The organism is Oceanicaulis sp. MMSF_3324 (genome assembly GCF_030733545.1).
Classification (GTDB): domain Bacteria; phylum Pseudomonadota; class Alphaproteobacteria; order Caulobacterales; family Maricaulaceae; genus Oceanicaulis.
The window spans coordinates 139,064-159,434 of sequence record NZ_JASHIU010000006.1; the positions used below are offsets into that span (position 1 = coordinate 139,064).

18 protein-coding genes are annotated in these 20,371 nt (G+C 61.3%); 9 read left to right on the forward strand and 9 right to left on the reverse strand.

Translation table 11 applies throughout. The features are described 5' to 3' along the window. The first annotated feature begins 7 nt into the window (after positions 1-7). Both recG and RBA95_RS07965 read left to right on the forward strand, forming a co-directional pair. Positions 8-2,101, forward strand: a complete 2,094-nt coding sequence (gene recG / locus RBA95_RS07960) for an ATP-dependent DNA helicase RecG (RefSeq protein ID WP_306016335.1) — start codon at positions 8-10, stop codon at positions 2,099-2,101. A gap of 176 nt (positions 2,102-2,277) precedes the next feature. Next, entirely contained in the window at positions 2,278-2,490 is a 213-nt protein-coding gene (locus RBA95_RS07965) for a cold-shock protein (protein WP_009800850.1), read from the forward strand. A gap of 53 nt (positions 2,491-2,543) precedes the next feature. Here RBA95_RS07965 and RBA95_RS07970 read toward each other — a convergent pair whose 3' ends face one another. After that, positions 2,544-3,275, reverse strand: a complete 732-nt coding sequence (locus RBA95_RS07970; RefSeq protein WP_306016336.1) for a DUF502 domain-containing protein — start codon at positions 3,273-3,275, stop codon at positions 2,544-2,546. A gap of 119 nt (positions 3,276-3,394) precedes the next feature. Between RBA95_RS07970 and RBA95_RS07975 the strand changes: the two genes are divergently transcribed. Next, on the forward strand, positions 3,395-4,609 hold the full coding sequence (locus tag RBA95_RS07975; protein ID WP_306016337.1) for a DUF3089 domain-containing protein: 1,215 nt from the start codon (positions 3,395-3,397) through the stop codon (positions 4,607-4,609). Between the two features lie 2 nt (positions 4,610-4,611). On the opposite strand, the gene rfaE2 is transcribed toward RBA95_RS07975, so the two are convergent. Both rfaE2 and kdsA read right to left on the reverse strand, forming a co-directional pair. Continuing rightward, the gene (gene rfaE2 / locus RBA95_RS07980) at positions 4,612-6,078 is read right to left on the reverse strand and encodes a D-glycero-beta-D-manno-heptose 1-phosphate adenylyltransferase (RefSeq protein ID WP_306016338.1); all 1,467 of its coding nucleotides are present in this window, start codon (positions 6,076-6,078) and stop codon (positions 4,612-4,614) included. 17 nt (positions 6,079-6,095) lie between these two features. Continuing rightward, complete coding sequence (kdsA, locus tag RBA95_RS07985) at positions 6,096-6,956, reverse strand: 3-deoxy-8-phosphooctulonate synthase (RefSeq protein ID WP_306016339.1); 861 nt, start codon at positions 6,954-6,956, stop codon at positions 6,096-6,098. Between the two features lie 122 nt (positions 6,957-7,078). On the opposite strand from kdsA, the gene RBA95_RS07990 reads away from it, so the two are divergent. The 4 genes from RBA95_RS07990 to RBA95_RS08005 are packed head-to-tail and all read left to right on the forward strand — an operon-like array spanning position 7,079 to position 11,991. Beyond that, on the forward strand, positions 7,079-8,521 hold the full coding sequence (locus tag RBA95_RS07990; RefSeq protein ID WP_306016340.1) for a deoxyribodipyrimidine photo-lyase: 1,443 nt from the start codon (positions 7,079-7,081) through the stop codon (positions 8,519-8,521). Next, positions 8,518-9,879 carry an NAD(P)/FAD-dependent oxidoreductase gene (locus RBA95_RS07995; protein ID WP_306016341.1) on the forward strand — a complete coding sequence of 454 codons (1,362 nt, stop codon included), beginning with the start codon at positions 8,518-8,520 and terminating at the stop codon, positions 9,877-9,879. Before RBA95_RS07990 ends, RBA95_RS07995 begins: the two co-directional genes overlap by 4 nt. 1 nt (position 9,880) lies before the next feature. Next, positions 9,881-10,708, forward strand: a complete 828-nt coding sequence (locus RBA95_RS08000) for a DUF1365 domain-containing protein (protein WP_306016342.1) — start codon at positions 9,881-9,883, stop codon at positions 10,706-10,708. 41 nt (positions 10,709-10,749) lie between these two features. Then, positions 10,750-11,991: a cyclopropane-fatty-acyl-phospholipid synthase family protein gene (locus RBA95_RS08005; RefSeq protein WP_306016343.1), complete on the forward strand. Its 1,242-nt coding sequence runs from the start codon at positions 10,750-10,752 to the stop codon at positions 11,989-11,991. Between the two features lie 44 nt (positions 11,992-12,035). On the opposite strand, the gene RBA95_RS08010 is transcribed toward RBA95_RS08005, so the two are convergent. Genes RBA95_RS08010 through RBA95_RS08025 form a run of 4 tightly spaced genes read right to left on the reverse strand, consistent with a single transcriptional unit; the run spans position 12,036 to position 15,737 of the window. Beyond that, the gene (locus RBA95_RS08010) at positions 12,036-12,824 is read right to left on the reverse strand and encodes an SDR family oxidoreductase (RefSeq protein ID WP_306016344.1); all 789 of its coding nucleotides are present in this window, start codon (positions 12,822-12,824) and stop codon (positions 12,036-12,038) included. A gap of 9 nt (positions 12,825-12,833) precedes the next feature. Continuing rightward, positions 12,834-14,363 carry a cryptochrome/photolyase family protein gene (locus tag RBA95_RS08015; RefSeq protein WP_306016345.1) on the reverse strand — a complete coding sequence of 510 codons (1,530 nt, stop codon included), beginning with the start codon at positions 14,361-14,363 and terminating at the stop codon, positions 12,834-12,836. Continuing rightward, complete coding sequence (locus RBA95_RS08020; protein WP_306016346.1) at positions 14,363-15,061, reverse strand: DUF6134 family protein; 699 nt, start codon at positions 15,059-15,061, stop codon at positions 14,363-14,365. Before RBA95_RS08020 ends, RBA95_RS08015 begins: the two co-directional genes overlap by 1 nt. A gap of 22 nt (positions 15,062-15,083) precedes the next feature. After that, positions 15,084-15,737, reverse strand: coding sequence for a ChrR family anti-sigma-E factor (locus RBA95_RS08025; RefSeq protein ID WP_306016347.1), 654 nt, complete (start codon positions 15,735-15,737; stop codon positions 15,084-15,086). Positions 15,738-15,883: 146 nt separating this feature from the next. Between RBA95_RS08025 and RBA95_RS08030 the strand changes: the two genes are divergently transcribed. Beyond that, a complete protein-coding gene (locus tag RBA95_RS08030; RefSeq protein WP_306016348.1) occupies positions 15,884-16,891 on the forward strand; it encodes a cysteine synthase A in 1,008 nt (335 codons plus the stop codon). Between the two features lie 9 nt (positions 16,892-16,900). On the opposite strand, the gene RBA95_RS08035 is transcribed toward RBA95_RS08030, so the two are convergent. Further along, entirely contained in the window at positions 16,901-17,962 is a 1,062-nt protein-coding gene (locus RBA95_RS08035; RefSeq protein WP_306016349.1) for an amino acid ABC transporter substrate-binding protein, read from the reverse strand. A gap of 67 nt (positions 17,963-18,029) precedes the next feature. Between RBA95_RS08035 and metC the strand changes: the two genes are divergently transcribed. Beyond that, positions 18,030-19,175 carry a cystathionine beta-lyase gene (metC, locus tag RBA95_RS08040; protein ID WP_306016350.1) on the forward strand — a complete coding sequence of 382 codons (1,146 nt, stop codon included), beginning with the start codon at positions 18,030-18,032 and terminating at the stop codon, positions 19,173-19,175. 18 nt (positions 19,176-19,193) lie between these two features. Here the strand turns inward: metC and RBA95_RS08045 are convergent, their stop codons facing one another. Beyond that, complete coding sequence (locus tag RBA95_RS08045; protein WP_306016351.1) at positions 19,194-20,369, reverse strand: ABC transporter permease; 1,176 nt, start codon at positions 20,367-20,369, stop codon at positions 19,194-19,196. Positions 20,370-20,371: the final 2 nt, after the last annotated feature.

A 20,371-nucleotide genomic window follows, 5' to 3' on the forward strand; every position in this document is an offset into this window, starting at 1 on the left:
TAGCGAAATGCGCCCTCAATCGCTCTTTCCGCTGTTTGCTGACCTGACCACGCTCAAGGGTGTGGGGCCTCGGCTTGCCGCGTTGATGGAGAAGGTGGCGGGGCCAAGGGTGAAGGATCTCGTCTTCACTGCGCCCACAGGCCTCGTGGACCGCACGCACCGGGTGTCGATCTCCGATGCCGGCGATGCCGGATCAGAGACTTTGGTCACCATCGAGGCCGAGGTGGAGGCGCATATTCCCCGCCCGACGATGAAGCAGCCTTACAAGGTGCGCATGCGCGACGAGACGGGTTGGCTGCATCTGATCTTCTTTAACGCCAAATCCGACTATCTGCGCCGCATGCTGCCTGAGGGGGCGACCCGGCTGGTGTCGGGCAAGGCCGAACGCTTTGCGAGCGAGATCCAGATCGTCCATCCCGACCTGATCGCTGACCCCAAGGAGGTAGAGGACGCGGACCTGCTGCAACCCGTCTATCCGCTGACCGCCGGGCTTTCGATCAATGTCATGCGCAAGGCCATGCGTGAGGCCCTCTCCACCCTGCCCGATCTGCCTGAATGGATTGATGGCCCGCTCAAGGCTCGAGAAGGCTGGCTGGGCTGGCGCGAAGCGCTGCTCGAACTGCATGCTCCCCAATCGGGCCTTGATCTCGAACCGGCGGCGCTTGTTCGCAAACGCCTCGCCTTTGATGAGCTGTTCGCCCACCAGCTGGCGCTGAAACTGGCGCGTCGCGACCGCAAGGCGCGCAAGGGGCGGCCACTGTCGGGTGATGGCGCGATCGTCAAAAAGGTGCTTGAACACGCCCCCTTCACGCCGACGGGCGCACAAATGCGCGCCTTCGAGGCATGCAAGACCGATATGGATTCGAGCCAGCGCATGATGCGGCTGGTCCACGGCGATGTGGGCTCGGGCAAGACTTTTGTCGCCGCGCTCTGCGCCGCTCATTCCGCCGAAGCAGGCGTACAGACCGCGCTCATGGCCCCCACCGAAATCGTCGCGCGGCAGCACGCCAAGGTGCTGACCGCGCTCTTGGAGCCTGCGGGCGTCCGCGTGGTGGCGCTGACCGGTCGCGACAAGGGCAAGGCCCGCAAGACGATCGAGGCGCAGATCGCGTCAGGCGAAGCCCAGGTCGTGTGCGGCACCCATGCCCTGTTCCAGGATAGCGTAGGCTTCGCCGATCTCGGCTTCGTGGTGATTGATGAGCAGCATCGCTTCGGCGTCTCTGACCGCCGCAAGCTGACCATGAAGGGGCGTGCGCCGGATGTGCTCGCCATGTCCGCCACCCCGATCCCGCGCACCCTGACGCTGGCGGCCTTCGGTGATCTCGATGTCAGTCGCCTTGATGAAAAACCGGCGGGCCGTATTCCACCCGATACGCGCGTGGTGTCCGGCGAACGCCTTTACGAAATCGTCCAGGGCCTCAAGCGCGCACTCGGCAAGGGGGAACGCGCCTATTGGGTCTGTCCGCTGGTCGAGGACAGTGACGTCTCCGACCTCGCCGCCGCCGAGGCACGCCATCACATGCTGTCGGAAATGCTGCCCGATGCGCGGATCGGATTGGTGCATGGCCGCATGCCCGCCCGCGACAAGCAGAAGGCGGCGGAAGATTTCCGGGCAGGTGAGATCGATGTTCTGGTCGCCACCACAGTGATTGAGGTGGGCGTGGACGCGCCGGACGCCACCATCATGGTGATCGAGCACTCCGAGCGGTTCGGTCTCGCCCAGTTGCACCAGCTGCGCGGGCGCGTGGGCCGGGGCGACAAACCCTCCACCTGTCTCCTGCTTTATCATGGCCAACTGGGCGAGACGGCGCGCGCCCGTCTCGAGATCATGCGCAATTCCGATGACGGCTTCGTCATCGCCGAGGAAGACTGGCGCTTGCGCGGTTCGGGGGATCCGCTGGGCCTCAAGCAGTCCGGCCTGCCCGATTACCGAATCGCGGATCTGGCCGCGCATGCCGAGCTTTTGGAGCTCGCCAGTGACGCCGCGCAGTATGAAACGGCCCGTGAAGACGTGTTTGCGGGAGAGCGCGGCGAAGCCCTGAGAACCCTGCTGTACCTGTTCGAACGCGATGAAGGCGTGCGCCTGATGCGGTCGGGGTGAGATATCGCTGGTGAAGCCTCTGAATTTCTGCTAGAACCTCGATTATCGATTTATGGCCAGGTTTTCGGTCACAAGCGCTATGCGCTGAACTCCACTCCCTCCACATGTCGATGTCCGCCACAGCTCCAATCGGGGGTCGTGGTGCTTAACTCTTGTCTACAAAAGGACACTCAACAATGGCTACCGGCATTGTGAAATGGTTCAACTCCACCAAAGGCTACGGCTTCATTCAGCCTGACGACGGCTCCAAGGACGTGTTCGTGCACGCGTCTGCTGTTGAGCGCGCAGGCATGCCCGAGCTTAAAGAAGGCCAACGCATTTCTTTCGAAGAAGAAGTGGACAAGCGCAGCGGCAAGACTTCTGCCGGTTCGCTGGCCAACGCCGACTAATCTGATCCTCGTTTGATCAGAGAAAACCCCCGGGCTCACGCCCGGGGGTTTTTCTATGCCTTGTCCTCTGGGGTCTCATCGGTCTCATCGGTCTCATCGCGCTTATCCGGATCATCCGGCATGAGCCCTGCGCCGGCCTTGTTCGGCTCGGCTTGCGGGATCGCGCCATCGGGCAGTCGTTCGGGCGTGACCATGCCGAAAGAGATGATCAGCTTGGCGGCTTCCTCCACCGTGAGATCGAGCGGGATCGCTTTGGATCTTGGCACGAACAGCAGGAAGCCCGAAGTCGGGTTGGGCGTGGTCGGGATAAACACGCCGATGACCTCATCGCCCTTGCCGACGACCGACCGGATCACGCCGCGACCCGAAGACGCCACGAACGCCACCGCATAGCTGCCCGCCATGGGGTATTCTACAAGCACGACCTCCTTGAAGGAGTTCTGCTGGCCCTGGAACACCGTCTCGACGATCTGTTTGAGCGCGGCGTAGATGTTCCGGATCAACGGCACCGAATTGAGCAGGCGCTCGCCCAGATCGAGCAGGCTACGCCCGAAAATGTTCGCGGCCAGAGCCCCCAGGAGCGTCAGCCCCAGAACCGCGATCAGCAAGCCCATCCCCGGAATGGCGAAGGGCAGATAGCTTTCAGGATTGTAGCGGGCGGGAACGAGCGGTTTGATCACCCGGTCCACGAAACTGACGAAGCTGTAGATCAGCCAGAAGGTGATTCCGATCGGGGCGGCGACGACGACGCCCGTCAGAAAGCGGTTGCGGAGCCAGCGAAGCACGTGGCGTCACTCCATTTTTGAGCGCCGAACGCGGGCGCACAATTGAGATGCCTGTGAACCGGAGCAGAATCAAGGCGGACCCTTGCTGTTGCTCCCGTATGAGGCGTAAGAGTGTGCGCATGACCGGCCCGTTCAACCTACCGCTCTCCGCCTGGCTCCGCTGGGGCCTCATCACAGCCGTCAGCGTCTTTCTGGCGCTGGTTACGCTGAGCGCTGTCATCCTGCGCGACCAGATCTTCCAGACTTTCCTGGACCCGGGCGTGCCTTTCCAGACCTATGACCGACCACCGGCCCCCGATTACACCCAGGATGACGCCTGGGCGGCGCGGCCCGATGTTCAACTGGCCGGTGATGCGGGGCATCCGGCGGTCTTTTTCATTCACCCGACCACATATGATGGCGGCTCGCACTGGAATGCGCCCTATGACCGGCCTCAGGAAGCGCTTGAGGTGTCACAGATCATCCTGCCCAATTACGCGGCGCCCTTCCTGGTCGAAGACGTCGAGCTCTACGCCCCGCGCTATCGGCAGGCCTCACTCTACACCTTCATGAACAATCGCGAGGATTCGGTCCTTGCGAGGGAGCTGGCCCAGGCCGACGTGCAGCGCGCCTTCACCCAGTTCCTGCGTGAGCTGGACCCTGAACAGCCCTTCTTCCTTGTTGGCGTCGGCCAGGGCGGAGCGATCGGACTGGATGTGCTGGCGCGCCGCATTGCACCTGACGAGGCCATCCGCAAGCGCTTGGCCGCCGCCTATATCATCGAGGCCCCGACGCCACTCGACCTGCTGGCCGGACCGCTCTCGACCATTCCGGTTTGCACCGACCCGGGCGAGGCGCGTTGTCTGGTCGGCTGGGTCGCGGTTCGTCCTGAAGAAACGGCCCGGATCGAGGCGATTACGACGCGGTCTCGCGCCATCAATGGTGAGGGTCAAATCAGCCCCATCGAGGATCGGGCGCTCTTGTGCGTCAATCCGGTGCTCTGGACCGCCAATGAAGACTATGCCCCTGCGCGACTGCACAAGGGCGCGGCGGCCGCCGCCGAACTCAGTCTGACGGATGCGCCCTCGCCCATGACGAACCAGACCGGCGCGCAATGCCAGGGTGGCTTGCTGATGATCGATCAACCGCGCGCCAGTGCGTTGCGGCGTCCCGGACGACTGGCCGAAGACCGGCGTGTGCGTCCTGCGAACCTGTTCTACATGGACATTCGCGCGAATGCTCAGGCGCGGCTTGAAACCGTGCAAGCCATCTTGGCCGAGGAGGCGCGCTACGCGCCGCCGCTTGACGCGCCGGTGGAGGTGGAGACGGCCCCGATCACGCCTATTGATGGATAGGGCTAGCTGTCGTTTCTGAGCTTGTTGACGATGTTGGTGGTCGACAGACCATCCATCAATGGCGCAAGCACGATCTCGCCGCCGTTCTGGCGCATGAAGTCCGCGCCCGGCAATTCATCGGCGACATAGTCCGCGCCCTTGATCATGACATGCGGCGCGACTTCCGCGATGAGGTCAGCGGGCGTGTCTTCGCCAAAGATGACCACACGATCGACCATTTCCAGTGAGGCCAGCATGGTGGCGCGCGTCATCTCGTCATTGATGGGCCGGTTTTCGCCCTTCAGGCGCTTGACCGACGCGTCTGCATTCAGACCCACGATCAACCGATCGCACACCGATGCCGCATGACGCAGCACAGACAGGTGTCCGGGGTGGAGCAGGTCAAAGCAGCCGTTGGTGAAGCCCACTTTCAACCCAGAATGCCGCCATTCTGCTGACAGCTTGGACATGGCGGAGCGCGACATGATCCGCCAGTCGGGCGCTTCCTGCCCGGCTTCAGCGGCGTCGATCACTTCTTCGGGCGTGACCGTAGCGGTGCCGGGTTTGCCCACGGCGACCCCGGCTGCGAGATCCGCAAACGCCATCGCATCCTTGAGCGGGGCGCCGGCCGCCATGGCCAGTGACAGGCCCGCAAGCGCCGTGTCCCCCGCACCGGAGACGTCATAGACTTCCCGGGGGCGGGAGCGGTGATGATGAACGACATCCGATTCATCCAGCAGCGTCATCCCCGCGCCGCCGCGCGTGACCATGACCGCATCCGTGCGGCCCAAGCCGGTCTTGAGAGCCTTCAGCGCCTCCGCGGCTTCCTGGTCGGTGCGTACACTCAGCCCGGTCTCCGCTTCCAGCTCGCCCGCATTGGGTTTGATGATGCTGGCGCCGTCATAGCGCGAATAATCCGAGCCGCGGGGATCAACGCTGACCGGCTTGCCGGCCTCTCGCGCCAGAGCAATGGCGGCCTGGACCAGGTCCCGGGTTATGACGCCACGTCCGTAATCGGAAATAATAAGTATATCAGAGTCCTGCAGCGCATCCTTGATGCGGTCAAGCAGCGCATTCTCGGTCTCGCCGTCAATGGCGGCGTTGGGATCCCGATCCACACAGAACATCTGCTGGTTGTTGGAGACGTACCGGATCTTGGAGGGGGTTGGCCGGCTCGGGGTGCGCACCACGCCCTCGGCTTCGCCACACGCGTCCTTGACCAGTTCAACAGCCGCATCGCCATCGGGATCTGAGCCCGCGACGGAGATCAAGCGCACCTCACCGCCCAGACTGGACAGATTGCGCGCCAGATTGCCAGCGCCGCCCAGCATCGCCGTGCGCCGTTTCTCCGACAGGATCGGGACTGGCGCCTCTCGGGAGATGCGATGAGTGTCGCCATAGACAAAGCTGTCATAGAGCAGATCGCCAAGCACGACAGCGCGGCGGTTCTGAATGGCGGCCAGGATATGGGCGGCCCGTTCACGCAACATGGCGCTCTCCAGAGCGATTAAAGCTGAACGACGGGGTTTGATTTGGCCAGCGCATCGAAGGCCATCAGATCACGCACCACCTCTTCAAAGCGGTCGAGCGGGATCATGTTCGGTCCGTCAGAGGGCGCATTGTCCGGATCGGGATGGGTTTCCATGAAGACGCCGGCGATGCCCAGAGAAACCGAAGCGCGCGCCAGATGCGGTGCGAACTGACGCTGACCACCTGATGAGCCGCCCTGACCGCCCGGCTGCTGCACGGCGTGCGTCGCGTCCATCACGACCGGCGCGCCGGTCTGCTTCATGATCGGGAAGCTACGCATGTCCACGACCAGCGTGTTGTAGCCAAAGCTGGCGCCGCGCTCTGTAGCGATGACATTGGCGTTGCCCGCGCCGGTGATCTTGCCGATCACATTGGGCATGTCCCAGGGCGCCAGGAATTGCCCCTTCTTGACGTTGATCACCTTGCCCGTCTTGGCCGCGGCCACAAGCAGATCCGTCTGGCGGCACAGAAAGGCCGGAATCTGCAGGATATCGGCGGCTTCCGTCACTATGGCGCATTGCTCTTGGGTGTGGATGTCAGTCAGAAGCGGCAGCCCGGTGGTCTGACGGATTTCATTGAAGACATCCATGGAGGCCGACAGGCCCAGTCCGCGCTTGCCCGACAGGCTTGTCCGGTTCGCCTTGTCAAAGGACGTCTTGTAGACAAGATTGACGCCGGTGCGATCCGCCATCTCCTTGAGCGCCTGGGACACTTCAAGGCCATGCTCCCGGCTTTCCAGCTGGCAAGGCCCTGCAATTATGGTCAGAGGCTTCTCATTGCCCATTTCCAGCACGCCGCCATGGGGCAGCGGGATTTCGACGACGGTATTCGGATTCATGAGAAAGCGTCTCCACTTGGCGCTTGGTCGGGGGGCGACTGCGTCGAGCCCTGATCCACAGGATATAAGGCGCCGTATAGCCTTACACCATCCCTCCTCCCAGAACGCGTGCACACTTATCCATGTCTGAAACGAATTCCCCGGTCATCGTCTGGTTTCGTCAGGACCTCAGGCTGGCTGACAATCCCGCCCTGCAAGCCGCAGCGGCCAGCGGTGCGCCCATCATTCCGGTCTATATTCTCGATGATGATGCGCCGGGCGGCCGGAAACCTGGCGGCGCGAGCCGCTGGTGGCTGCATCATTCGCTGAACTCCCTGTCGGAAGACCTTCAGGAGATCAATGGCCATCTGATTTTCATGCAAGGTGCGGCGCAAGCCCAGCTTGAAACCCTGATTCAGGAAACCGGCGCCCAGGCTGTTTACTGGAACCGGCTTTACGAGCCATGGGCGCGTGATCGGGACGAGAGGATCAAAAGCGCGCTGAAGGATGACGGGCTCAAGACCCGGTCCTTCAACGGTTCCCTGATCGTCGAACCCTGGGACATTGCGACCAAGACCGGCAATCCGTACAAGGTGTTCACTCCTTTCTGGAAAACCCTGAAAGCAGATCACGCGCCGGCCGAGCCGATAGGCAGGCCTGAGGCTCCGGTCTTTTCTGAGTACAAGGGCGGCCTGTCACTTGAGGCGTTTGAGTTGTTGCCAACACAGCCGGACTGGTCAGGTGGAATAAAGGCGCTCTGGACGCCGGGTGAGACCGCGGCGCATGGGCGACTGGGACAGTTTCTCAAACAGGCTGTGACCGACTATCCAGACCGGCGCAATCTGCCCGGCGAGAACGGCACCTCGCGTCTGTCCCCTCACCTTCATTTCGGCGAGATCAGCCCGCGCCAGGTCTGGCACGCGGTAAAGCAATCCAATCACGCTCGGACAGACGGCGCTGACACCTATCTCAGCGAAATCGCCTGGCGCGAGTTCAGCTATAACTTGCTCTATCATTTCCCCGATCTGCCTGATGCGAACTTCCAGTCCAAGTTCGATGCCTTCGAGTGGGACGATAACGCCGAGGCGCTCAAGGCCTGGCAGCGGGGGCAGACCGGCTATCCCATCGTGGACGCAGGCATGCGCGAGCTGTGGAGCACGGGATGGATGCACAACCGGGTCCGCATGATCGTGGCGAGTTTCCTGATCAAGGACCTGTTCATCCACTGGCGTGAGGGCGAGGCCTGGTTCTGGGACACGCTCGTGGATGCCGACCTCGCCAGCAATTCGGCGTCCTGGCAGTGGACCGCCGGGTCAGGCGCGGACGCAGCGCCCTACTTCCGGGTCTTCAACCCAGTCGGCCAATCGGAAAAATTTGATCCGGAAGGTGATTATCTTCGTAAGTGGATTCCAGAACTTGCGGATTTGCCGAACAAGGCCATTCACGCGCCCTGGACTGCCGACAAGGCGGTACTCTCGCGCGCTGGCGTGACCCTTGGAGAGACGTATCCCAAGCCGATTGTTGACCATGGCGACGCTCGCAAACGGGCCCTCGCCGCGTTTGAAAAGATCAAGGACTCCGGATGAGCCCGAAATACCCCCTGCTGACTTCACCTGCCCGCATCGCCGTCATCGGCGCAGGGGTTTCCGGTCTCGGCGCCGCTTGGGCGCTCCGCAATGTCCATGATGTGACCGTCTTCGAGAAACGTGACCGGCTTGGCGGCCACGCCAATACCGTCAGTATCGACTATGATGGCATCCCGATTGATGTGGATACCGGCTTCATTGTCTTCAATCCGCTCAATTATCCCAATCTCATCGCCTTGTTCGATCATCTCGGCGTTGAGAGTTATCGAACCGATATGAGCTTCGGCTTCAGCCTGGATCGCCAGTTTGAATGGTCATCGAATGGATTGTCGGGACTGTTCGCGGATCCGTCCAATCTTTTCAACCTGCGCTTTCTGGGCATGTTGTGCGACATCCTGACGTTTAACAGCCAGGCGCAGAAAGACCTTGAATCCAATGGTTTTGAAGGGCTGAGCCTCGGGCAATATCTCGACAAGCTGGGACTGGGCGAGGCCTTCCGGACCCAATACCTGTTGCCCATGGGGGCAGCCATCTGGTCCACCTCCGAACACGCCATGACCGATTATCCGGCCGAGACATTCGTGCGGTTTTTCAAGAATCACCGCCTAATGCATGCCGAACGCCCCAAATGGCATACCGTCAAAGGCGGAAGCCGGACCTATGTCCGCAAGCTTGAAGCCGATCTTGTCGATGCAGATGTGAGCTTTCAGAGTGAAGCGGTCAGCGTTCGGCGCGATGAGACCGGCGTTCATGTCACGGACGCCGAGGGCCAGACCCACCAATTTGATGAGGTCATTCTGGCCTGTCATTCCGATCAGGCGCTACGCCTGCTTTCGGACGCGGACGAGGACGAACAGCAGATGCTGGGCGCGATCCGCTACGGCGCCAACGAAGCGGTTCTGCATTGTGACACGACTTTGACGCCGGCGCGTCCGGGCGCGCAGGCAGCCTGGACCTATCTGCGTGAGGGCGGCGAAGAGGCTGCCGTCACCTATGACATGAACCGGCTGCAGGGCATCCGTTCTGATAAGCCCCTGTACGTGACGCTGAACCCGGTGCGCCAGCCGCGTGAGGAAACGGTTTTCGGGCGCTACCAATATGACCACCCCCAATTCAATGCGCCTGCCCTGGCGGCGCAACGCATCTTCAACTCAATCCAGGGCGTGCGCCGTACCTGGTTCGCCGGCGCCTGGCTGGGCTATGGCTTCCATGAGGACGGGTTCCGTTCGGGTCTGCGCGTGGCGCTGAGACTGGGCGGCCAGATACCCTGGGACTTCGCCGAAGGCGATGTGGATGGCGGTCATTGGGCGCGCCCTCAACCGTATCAATCACCGGCAGCCCGGATTGCGGCCGAATAAGATGGCTGACGCTCTCACTCCTCCTGGCGCGCTGTATCTGGGCAAGACCGTGCACGAACGGCGTGCGCCCTTCTTTCACCGGTTCAGCTACCGGCTGGGATCGATCCTCTTGGATCTGGACCGTCTGACAGAAGCGAGCGGTTTGAGCCGGTTCTTCTCGGTCGGTCGGTTCAATCTTTATAGCTTCGAGCCCAAGGATCATGGCCCGCGCGATGGCGGAGACCTGTCTCAATGGGCGCGCGACCTGCTCGCATCGCACGATGTCGCGCTCGCGCCAGACGACACGATCACTCTGCTCAGTGCTCCGCGCGTCCTCGGCTATCAGTTCAATCCGCTGTCGATCTATTTCGCAGCAGCCCCGAATGGCCGTCTGAAAGGCGTGATCTATCAAGTCCACAACACATTCGGCGACAGCCATTGCTATGTGGCCAAGGCGTGTGACGCCCCTGTGCAGACCCATGACGCGGAGAAGGTGTTTCACGTCTCTCCCTTCTTCGACCGGGAAGGACGCTATGAATTCACCCTGCGCGAGCCGGATGAACGCTTCCACCTGACGATTTTCAAGCAGCGCGAAGACGGGCCCGATTTTCTGGCGACCATGGCGTTAAAGCGCCAGGCCCTGACTACGCCCAAGCTTCTGCGCCTGTTCGTCACCCAGCCCTTCTCCAGCCTGAAGACCATTCTCGCCATTCATTGGGAGGCGCTGCGCCTGTGGATCAAGGGGGCCGTGTATCACTCGCGTGATGCGACACACCCGGAAGCCTCTCAGGCGCATCGTGTTTCCCGGTCCGACCGCTCTGGATTTGGCGTCGGACGGAATTCATTGTAAACTTAACGTTATACGCCTTTGCGTAACCGACGGAGCCGCCCATGACCGACTTCGCCGCCGACCCGCTGGTGCGGGCTGATTCTTCGGCTGTTATCGACCGCCTCAAAGGTGTGCCGCGCGGGGTTCGCTTGACCCTTCGCATGCTGCTCAAGCTGAAAGTAGGCACACTCACTGTCCGACTGCCTGATGGACGCGCCGTGCAGTTCGAAGGGCGACGCAGCGGTCCGGACGCCGTCATGGAGCTCAACAACTACTCGGTGGTTCGAAAGGTCATCTCCGGCGGCGATGTGGGCTTTGCCGAAAGCTATATGGACGGCGACTGGACCACGCCCGATCTCGCGGCCGTCCTGACCGTCTTCTCGGCCAATCTGGACGAAATGGCGCATATCACGCGCGGCGGCCCGATCACGCGCTTCTTCCACTGGCTGTATCATCTCAGCCGCGCCAATACGAAGTCCCAGGCGCGCAAGAACATCGAGGCCCATTACGATCTGGGTAATGATTTCTATGAGCTCTGGCTGGACGAGACGATGACGTATTCATCGGCCCGCTTCACCGACGGCGTAACCGCGCTCAAGGACGCTCAGAGCCAGAAATACGCCGCCCTCGCCCGGTCGATTGACCTGCAGCCTGATCATCATGTTCTCGAGATCGGATGTGGCTGGGGCGGGTTCGCCGAGTACGCTGCTGGCGAGGTCGGCGCGCACGTGACCTGTCTCACTCTCTCGCCCGCCCAACGCGACTACGCCATTGCGCGCATGGAGCGACTGGGACTGTCCGACAAGGTGGACATCAAGCTTCAGGACTATCGCGACGAAACCGGAACCTATGACCGGGTCGCCTCGATCGAGATGTTTGAAGCGGTCGGTCAGGAGTTCTGGCCGAGCTTTTTCACCAAGGTGTCCGATGTCCTCAAGCCCGGCGGCAAGGCCGGACTTCAGATCATCACCATTCGGGACGATCTTTTCGAGACCTATTCCAAGCGCGCCGATTTCATCCAGCGCTATATTTTCCCCGGCGGCATGATGCCCAGCGTGGAGAAGCTGGAAGAGTGCTTCAGCTCGGCCAATCTGGATCTTGAGAAAACCGACCAGTTCGGACTGGACTACGCCGACACGCTGAAGGTCTGGAAAGAGCGCTTCAATGAGGCCTGGCCCAGAATCAAGCCGATGGGTTTCGATGAACGCTTCAAATGCATGTGGGATTTCTATCTCGCCTATTGCGAGGCGGGATTCCGCACGGGGCGCATTGATGTGGGCCAGTTCACGGTCTCTCGCGCCTGAGGCCAAAGCATTCAAGAAAAAGCCCGCTTTGCAGCGGGCTTTTTTTATTCTGGCGGTTTGTCCCAGCCCGTCTGTTTGCGCACCAAGGCGATGTGCCAGCTTCTCGGCAGGGCGTAGATCAGCTTGAGCGCCCAGGTGAAGCGCCGTGGAAAGGTGATCTCGAACCGGGATCGCGTCATGCCCCTGGCGATGCGATTGGCCGCGGTTTCGGCGCTGACCATGAAGGGCTTGGGAAAGTCATTGTCATCCTGGGCAGGCGTATCCACGAAGCCCGGCGTAACGCACTGCACGTGTACGCCATAGCGATGCAGTTCGATCGCCAGCCCTTCCGACATGTTCAGCAGACCGGCTTTCGTGGCGCCATAGGCCGTCGCCGTGGGCATGCCGCCAAAGGCGGTGGCGGATGACACGATGACGATCTGGCCGGATCGGCGCGCGCACATGCGCGGCGTGAGCGCGCAGATGCAGGCCGCTGCGCCCTTGAGATTGACGTCAAAGGTCTTGGCGTAATCCTCGAAACGGGGATTTTCCGCATTGATCGAAAGATAGACCCCGGCATTCAGGATGGCGCGTGCGATCGGTCCATGGTCGGTCTCAATCGCCTCCACGGTAGCTTCGACGGCCTTGTCGTCCGTAATGTCCACCGGATAGGCGAAGACCTTGCCCGGATACTGGTCCGCCAGTGTCTTGAGCTTGTCTTCGCTTCGAGCCGAAATGGCGACGCGCCAGCCGTTTGAAACGAGATTGACGATCAGGGCTTCGCCAATGCCCGAGCTTGCGCCGGTCAGCCAGCACACCCCGTCGGATGGTTTTGCAGGGACAGGCGCACTCATGACAGATCCTTATTGCTCGATGCCGATGCGTTTGAAGAAACGCTGGCTGTCATCACGGACGGCTTCGCGCTTGTCATCGCTCATCCGATCCAGGGTCTTGTAGATCATGGACAAACGATGATTGCCCTCCAGCCGTTCCCGGTTTTCCATCAGGAAGTTCCAGTACAAATAGTTGAACGGACAGGCCTTGGGGCCGTTCTTCTTGCTCATGGCATAGCTGCACTGCTTGCAGTGGTCGCTCATCTTGTTGATGTAGCTGCCTGATGCGGCATAGGGCTTGGTCGCCATCAACCCGCCATCGGCGAACAGGGCCATGCCATGCGTATTGGGCGCTTCGACCCATTCATACGCATCAGCATAGACCGCCAGATACCATTCATTGACCGCCTTGGGGTCGATGCCGGCCAGCAATGCGAAATTGCCTGTAATCATCAGTCGCTGGATATGATGGGCATAGGCGTGCTTGCGGGTGGTGGTGACCACATCCCGGACACACGCCATATCGGTGTCCGCTGACCAATAGAAGTCCGGCAGCGGCCGATCGGCCTCCAGCGCGTTGCGCTCTAGATAATCCGGCATGAAACGCCAGTAGATGCCGCGCACATATTCACGCCAGCCCAGGATCTGACGAATGAACCCCTCGACGGCGTTCAGCGGCGCGCGTCCTTGCTTGTAGGCGGTTTCGGCGCGCTGGCAGACATCAAGCGGATCGAGCAGGCCGGCATTGAGATATAGCGACAGGACCGAATGGAACAGAAAGGCTTCGCCCTGTTTCAGCGCGTCCTGATAATCGCCAAAGCAAGGCAGACCGTTCTTGATGAACCAATCGAGTTGCTCTTCGGCATCCTTATTCGTCACAGCGTAGCCAAAGGGTTCGAGCTCGCCAAAATGATCCGGGAATCGCTCCTCGACAAGCGAGAGAACGTCTTGGGTCATGGCGTCCGGGTCGACGAAGGCGCGCTCAGGCAGGCTCACATCGTCGGGTAAGGATTTGCGATTGTCCTTGTCATAGTTCCACTGGCCGCCTTCAGGGTCGTCTCCGTCCATGAGCAGGCCGGTCTCGCGGCGCATTTCGCGATAGAAGTATTCCATCGTGAGACGTTTTCGGTCTTCCGCCCAGGCATTGAAACGGTCCAGGGAACAGATGAAGCGATCATCACGACGGATTTGCACTGAGCAGTCGAGATCCTCAGACCAACTGTCGAACTCGCATTTCAGACGGTATTCGCCCGGCTCCACGACCACGAGCGTATCGAACTCGCCTTCATCCAGAGCGCGTTCCACCTCCCCCTTCAGGGAGCCGGAATTGTCGGTGTCATCAAGGCGAACATAGCGCACTGACTTGCCCTGCCCTTGCAGGCGAGACGCAAAATGGCGCATGGCGGAAAACAGGAAGGCGATCTTTTTCTTGTGATGGGGAACATAGCCAGCCTCCTCGGCCACTTCCGCCATCAGAACCAGATCGCCCTCTTCGTAATCGGCGAGGCTAGCGATCGTGTCGGTCAGCTGATCGCCCAGCACCAATCGCAGCGTAGCCATCAGCCTTCCAACGGATTGGCGCGGCGCACATAGCGAACGGTCTGGCCACGCGCTTCAAATTCGCAACCGGCCCACCGGCCATTCTCGTCGTACCAGAGATCAACCGTCAGATCGCTGATAAGGCGGTAACGGCGCGCATTGATGCGTTCGCCATCCGCCTCGAGCATTTCCTCGCCCAGATACTCCACCGTAACTCCCAGTTCATCGCCATGCTCGGTATTCAGAATGGCGTATTCACCGGTTTCATAGCCATGCCAGTGGGAGCTCGGCAGAACCGAGAGCGGGAATTCCAGGGAGACCGACCCGTCTTCGGGCGCTTCACCCTGCACATCCAGACGGTCGCCGTCGCGCGCGGCGGACACATCATAGGTCTCTCCATCCTTGAGCGTTTCAGATTGTAGGGCGATCAGCTGACCGTCCCGCCACCTCTCTGAGGACTGGTGTTCATACCGAAAGACGGTGATCGGACCGACCCCCGCTCGAAGCTCGATATCAATGGACACAAGCAGGTCGTCGCCCTGGCGCTGGAAGCTCAGCGCATGGGTGCCAAAGCGCGTATCGCCATTGCGATAGACATCAAAGACAATCTCTTCATTTTCGACCGGCGTGGGAAGCACGGGGCCGTCATCATTGAAGGCGAAAACCTCAAGAGACAGGGCGCCGGCCAGGCTCAGGCTCGTCAGAAAGGTCCGGAGCATCGGCTCCTCCTTGCTCGATCTATCAGTTCTTATCCCAGCCGAGCATCCTGCTCGCCATGGCGACAACCGGATGGGTGAATTTCAGACGCCCCATCTCCACGCTCAGACAGATGCAGGGGCCATCGTCATGCGCGCGCGGATTGTGTGTGAGGTTGGGATCGGCGTGGCACACATCGCCGCGGACATAGTCGCTATGACCGTCATTAAACCCGCCTTCGAGAACAAGGGTCAGCTCTTCTGCCTCGTGGGTGTGTTCTGCGACTCCCCGGCCCGCGGGCAGGCTGAGCAGACGCACGCGGACGCCCTCTTCCTCTAAGGTTTCAATCGGCATTTCCTTCACCCCGCCAACCTTGTTCATCCAGATAGGATGAGGATGGTCGTCCAGCACGGTGCGGAGCGCTGCCGGTAATTTGGCGAACAGGCCTTCAACCTCGGGCGCTTCTGAGGATTGCGCGGTGTCTGTGAAAACGCCCAGTTCGCGACTGATCGCGTCAAAGGCGCCCGGGCTCAGGGCGACGGGTTCGGTGTCTTCCAGCAAAGACCCCATGACCTGTTCCGCCTGGTTGAGCATGCGAAAGGCGTCCGCATTCATTTCAGCATGGCAAGCGGCCAGGACCTGGACCGCTTTTGGGGCGGCGCCGCTGGCCACATCCACCATCCAGGGGGCGTCAAGCATGTGCATGTCAGGGCACTCCAATTTCATACTGAGTGTTACGCACACACACGCAAAATGGATCACGCCTGCGCGAAGCCCTGGCTGTTTTATTGCAGCAGGCCAGCCCAGTCCCTAGTTTGACGCCACATTGTCTTGTGAGGTTCGCCATGTCCATTCGTCCCGCCCGCTCTGTCATCGACCTGATCGGCGATACGCCGCTGGTCCGTCTCAACAAGGTTTCCGATGAAACCGGCTGCGAGATTCTGGGCAAGGCGGAGTTCATGAATCCGGGCGGTTCGGTCAAGGACCGCGCGGCTCTGGGGATCATTCGCGAAGCCGAAGCCAGCGGTGCGCTCAAACCCGGCGGCACCATTGTCGAGGGCACGGCGGGCAACACCGGGATCGGTCTCGCCATGGTCGGGCGCGCCCTGGGCTACAGGGTCGTGATCGTCTTTCCGCGCACCCAGTCCCGGGAGAAGGCTGAAGCCATCCGGCTCATGGGCGCCGAGCTCATCCAGGTCGATGCCGTCCCCTATTCCAATCCGAACCATTATGCCCGCTATTCAGGCGCGCTTGCCGAAGAGCTCAACAAGACCGAACCCAATGGCGCGATCTGGGCGAACCAGTTCGACAATACCGCCAATCGTCGTGCGCACGCGGAAACGACCGGTCCGGAAATCTGGGATCAGACCGGCGGCAAGGTCGACGCCTTTGTAGCGGCTGTTGGCTCTGGCGGCACGCTGGCTGGCGTATCTGATGCGCTCAAGGCGAAGAGCAAGGATGTGACCATTGCACTGGCAGATCCCGGCGGAGCCGCGCTTTACGGCTATTACGCCCATGGCGAGCTGAAAGCTGAAGGCACGTCCATCACCGAAGGCATTGGACAGAGCCGGATCACGGGCAATCTTGAAGGCGCGCAGATAGATGAAGCCTTCCGCATCACCGATGAAGAAGCGCTTGGCATCCTCTATGACCTTGTCCTTGAGGAAGGCCTTTGCCTGGGCGGGTCTGCCGGCGTGAACATCGCCGGAGCCGTGCGCCTGGCGCGCAAGATGGGGCCCGGTCATACGATTACGACGATCCTGTGCGATCACGGCTCGCGGTATCAGTCCAAGCTCTACAACCCGGAATTCCTGCGGGAAAAAGGGCTGCCGACCCCGACCTGGCTGGACTAGCTCAGGCGATCAACGCACGGGCGGCGCGTACAGAAGTCCGCCTTCTTTCCACTGCGCATTCAGGCCTCGCTCAAGCTGAAGCGGGGATGTCTCGCCCAGATTGCGCTCAAAGAGCTCGCCATAATGCCCGCCGGCGGCAATCGCGCGGCGCGCGAAATCGGTTTGCAGTCCAAGGCTTGCGATCGTTTCCTCATTTACCTCGAGAAGCCGGCGTACTTCTGGGCGGTTCGAGATTTGATCCAGATCAGCCGCCTGACTTTGGGTGACGCCGTATTCTTCCGCCGCGATCAGTGAGGTCAGCACCCACTCCACCGCCATGGCAAAGGCGTCATCGTCATCCTTGACGACCGGGCTCAGCGGTTCCTTGGAAATCACGTCGGGCAGGACCATGTGCTGCTCAGGCTCTCTCAGGGAGCGACGAAAGCCGGCCAGGCGAGACACGTCACTGGTGAAGGCATCACATTCCCCGGCTTCGTATGCCCGGCGGGCTTCAGCAACGGTTTCAACCGAAACGATGGTGAAGGTCAGGCCATAGCGCTCGGCGTAATCATCAAGATTGAGCGCACTGGTCGTTTCCGGCTGCACGCAGATGCGCGCGCCACTGAGCTCCTGCGCGGAGGTCAGCCCGAGGTCAGCCGGTGTCAGAAAACCCTGCCCGTCATAATAATAGATTCCGGCGAACTGAACGCCCTGCATGGTCGCCCGCGACAGCGTCCAGCTGGTGTTGCGCAGCAGGATATCCACTTCGTCCTCGCGCACGGCCCGGAAACGGTCGAGGGTCGTAGTGGGCACGAATTCGGTGCGATCGGGATCATCCAGGAAGGCGGCGGCGTAGGCGCGGCAAAGATCGACTTCGAAGCCGCTCCATTCGCCTGTCTCATCGGTCTGGGCGAAGCCCACAAGACCTGTATCCACGCCGCATCTCAGAACGCCGCGCCTTTGGACCTCATCCATATGGGAGGTCGCATTGTCGAGTTCGCTGTGGGAGACCGTGAAACCCAAAGCAAACGCGGCAGCGCCCTTGGCCAGTCGACGCGGGTCCATCAAGTCGAACAAAGACGCTGGCGTCATTGGTCCAACCGCCTTACATGCTGAAATCCAAGCCTCAGGTGTAACGAAGAGAAGGGAGCGCGTCGACATGAAACGCGACACCCGACTGATCCATTCCGGTCAGCCCCGCCGCAGCGATGATCTGGTGAACCCGCCCGTGGAGCGCGCCTCCACCGTCGTCGCGCCTTCCACGGCCGAGCTCTACAATCCGACCCCGCCCCGTCGCCATTACGGTCGCGGCGGCCTGAGCCCGAACACAGAATTGCGCGAAGCGATCGCCGGCCTTTATGAGGCGGATCATGTGGCCCTCGCCCCGTCCGGGCTGGCCAGCGTTATTCTCGCCTTGCGCACGGCTCTGCCCGACACCCCGGCAGGGATGCAGGCGCTGATCACCGATTCCGCTTATGGTCCGGTGCGCCGCTTCTGTGATGAAGAACTGCCGCGTTATGGCGTCACTCCCGTCTATTATGATCCACGACTGGGCGGTGAGATCGCCACGCTGCTGGACACGCCCACCGCGCTGATCCTTCTGGAAAGCCCGGGTTCGCTGACCTTTGAAGTCCAGGATATTCCCGCCATCGCTGCAGCGGCCCGCAAAGCGGGCGTCGCTACTGTGATTGATGACACCTGGAGCGCCGGGATTTTGATGAATCCGCTGGAGCTGGGCGTGGATTACGCCGCTCAGGCGCTGACCAAATACGCCGGCGGTCATTCCGATTTCCTGATGGGTTCAGTCGCTGCGAAAGATGAGGCTGCTGTTCGCCTGAAGACCAAGGATGTGCTGTTTGGCGGCCATGTGTCGCCGGATGATGCGTATCTGTGCTTGCGGGGGCTGCGCACCCTGTCCCTGCGGATCGAGCGATCCGGCGCGTCCGGCCTGGCCATCGCCAAGGCTTTGGAGGCCCACCCGAAGGTCTCGCGGGTGCTTCATCCGGGCCTTGAGAGCCATCCTGACCATGCGCTGTTCAAGAACCAGTTCAACGGCGTCTCGGGATGCTTCGCCTTTGTCCTTGATGGTGTTGAGGCGCGCGAGAGCGAAGCGATGGCGGAGGCCTGTGACCTCTTCCGGCTGGGCTTCAGCTGGGGCGGCTATGAAAGCCTGATCCTGCCGTGTGATCGTCAGATCCGGAGAACCGCCGTTGATTGGAAAGCCGAAGGCGCTTTGCTGCGCCTGTCGGTCGGGCTGGAGGACGCAGATGACCTGTGGGCGGACCTGGCTCAAGCCTTGGGCTGAGCTGGTCCGCCCCAGGCGTTAGCCGTGCACTTCGAGCAAGGGCACGCGTGACGCGCGCAAGGCCGGGAAGAAGCCGCCGAACAGGCCGACAATCAGGGCGAGCACCACCCCGCTGATGACCGACTGGATCGTCACGGCGAAGGAGAACACCACCTGGGTGAAGCTTCCGCCCATGGTCGAGGCGCTGACGCCGTCAAAGACGAAATAGGTGATCAGCGCACCAACCAGACCGCCGATGAAGGCGAGCAGCAGGGATTCCACCAGCGTTCCGACAAAGGCGGCGAAACCGGAGAAACCCAGCGTCCGGAGGGTCGCGATCTCACGGACACGAGAGTCCACGGACGCATACATGGCGTTCCAGGCCCCGGCGAGCGCGCCAACCGCCATGATGATGGCCAGGGGCCAGCCCAGATACATGATGAGATTGGACAAACCGCCGGCGGACTGCGCGAAGAACTCTTTCTCGGTGGTGATATCCAGATCGAGCCGCGGTTCGTTCTCGGCATAGTCCTGAAGCTCGGTCAGACCGGTTTCTCCGTCCAGCTGGACCCGGATCGACTGATAACTGGCGCCGCGCTGATACAGGTTCTGAACCGTGCCGATATCGGCCCAGATTTCAGAGTCAAACACCGATCCGCCCGTCGAGAAGACCCCGACAACACGCCACTCATTCGGCCCCATCCGGATCGTGGAATTAAGCTCGAAGCCGGAGAATTCCCGGAGCACGCCCTCACCGACCACGATCTCGTTGGAGCCCTCGGCGAACATGCGGCCTTCAACCAGCTCGAAATTCTCTCGCAGGCGTGGGGCCATGTCGTCGACTCCGCGCAGGGAGAGGCTGGCATCATTGCCGGTCGAGCGTTTGGTGGCGTCCGTGATGACATAAAGCTCGGCCGACAGGATGGCGGCGCCGTCTTCATCCCGGGCCACGCCCGGCGCAGTCTCGATCAGGCGCACCGTGTCCCGACCGAAGCCGGAATTGAGCTCGGCTTGCGATCCGGAGCGCAAGAGCACGGCGATGCTCTCTGACCCTGTTCCGCTCACCGTGGCGCGGAAGCCGTTGGCCATGGCGAGGAAGCCCAGAAGCACGCCTACCACAAGCGCAATGGAGAGAATGGTCGCCAGCGACATGCCCCAGCGTTGCGGGATGGAGCGCAGATTGATCGAGGTGACCGCAGATATTTGCGAAATCATGG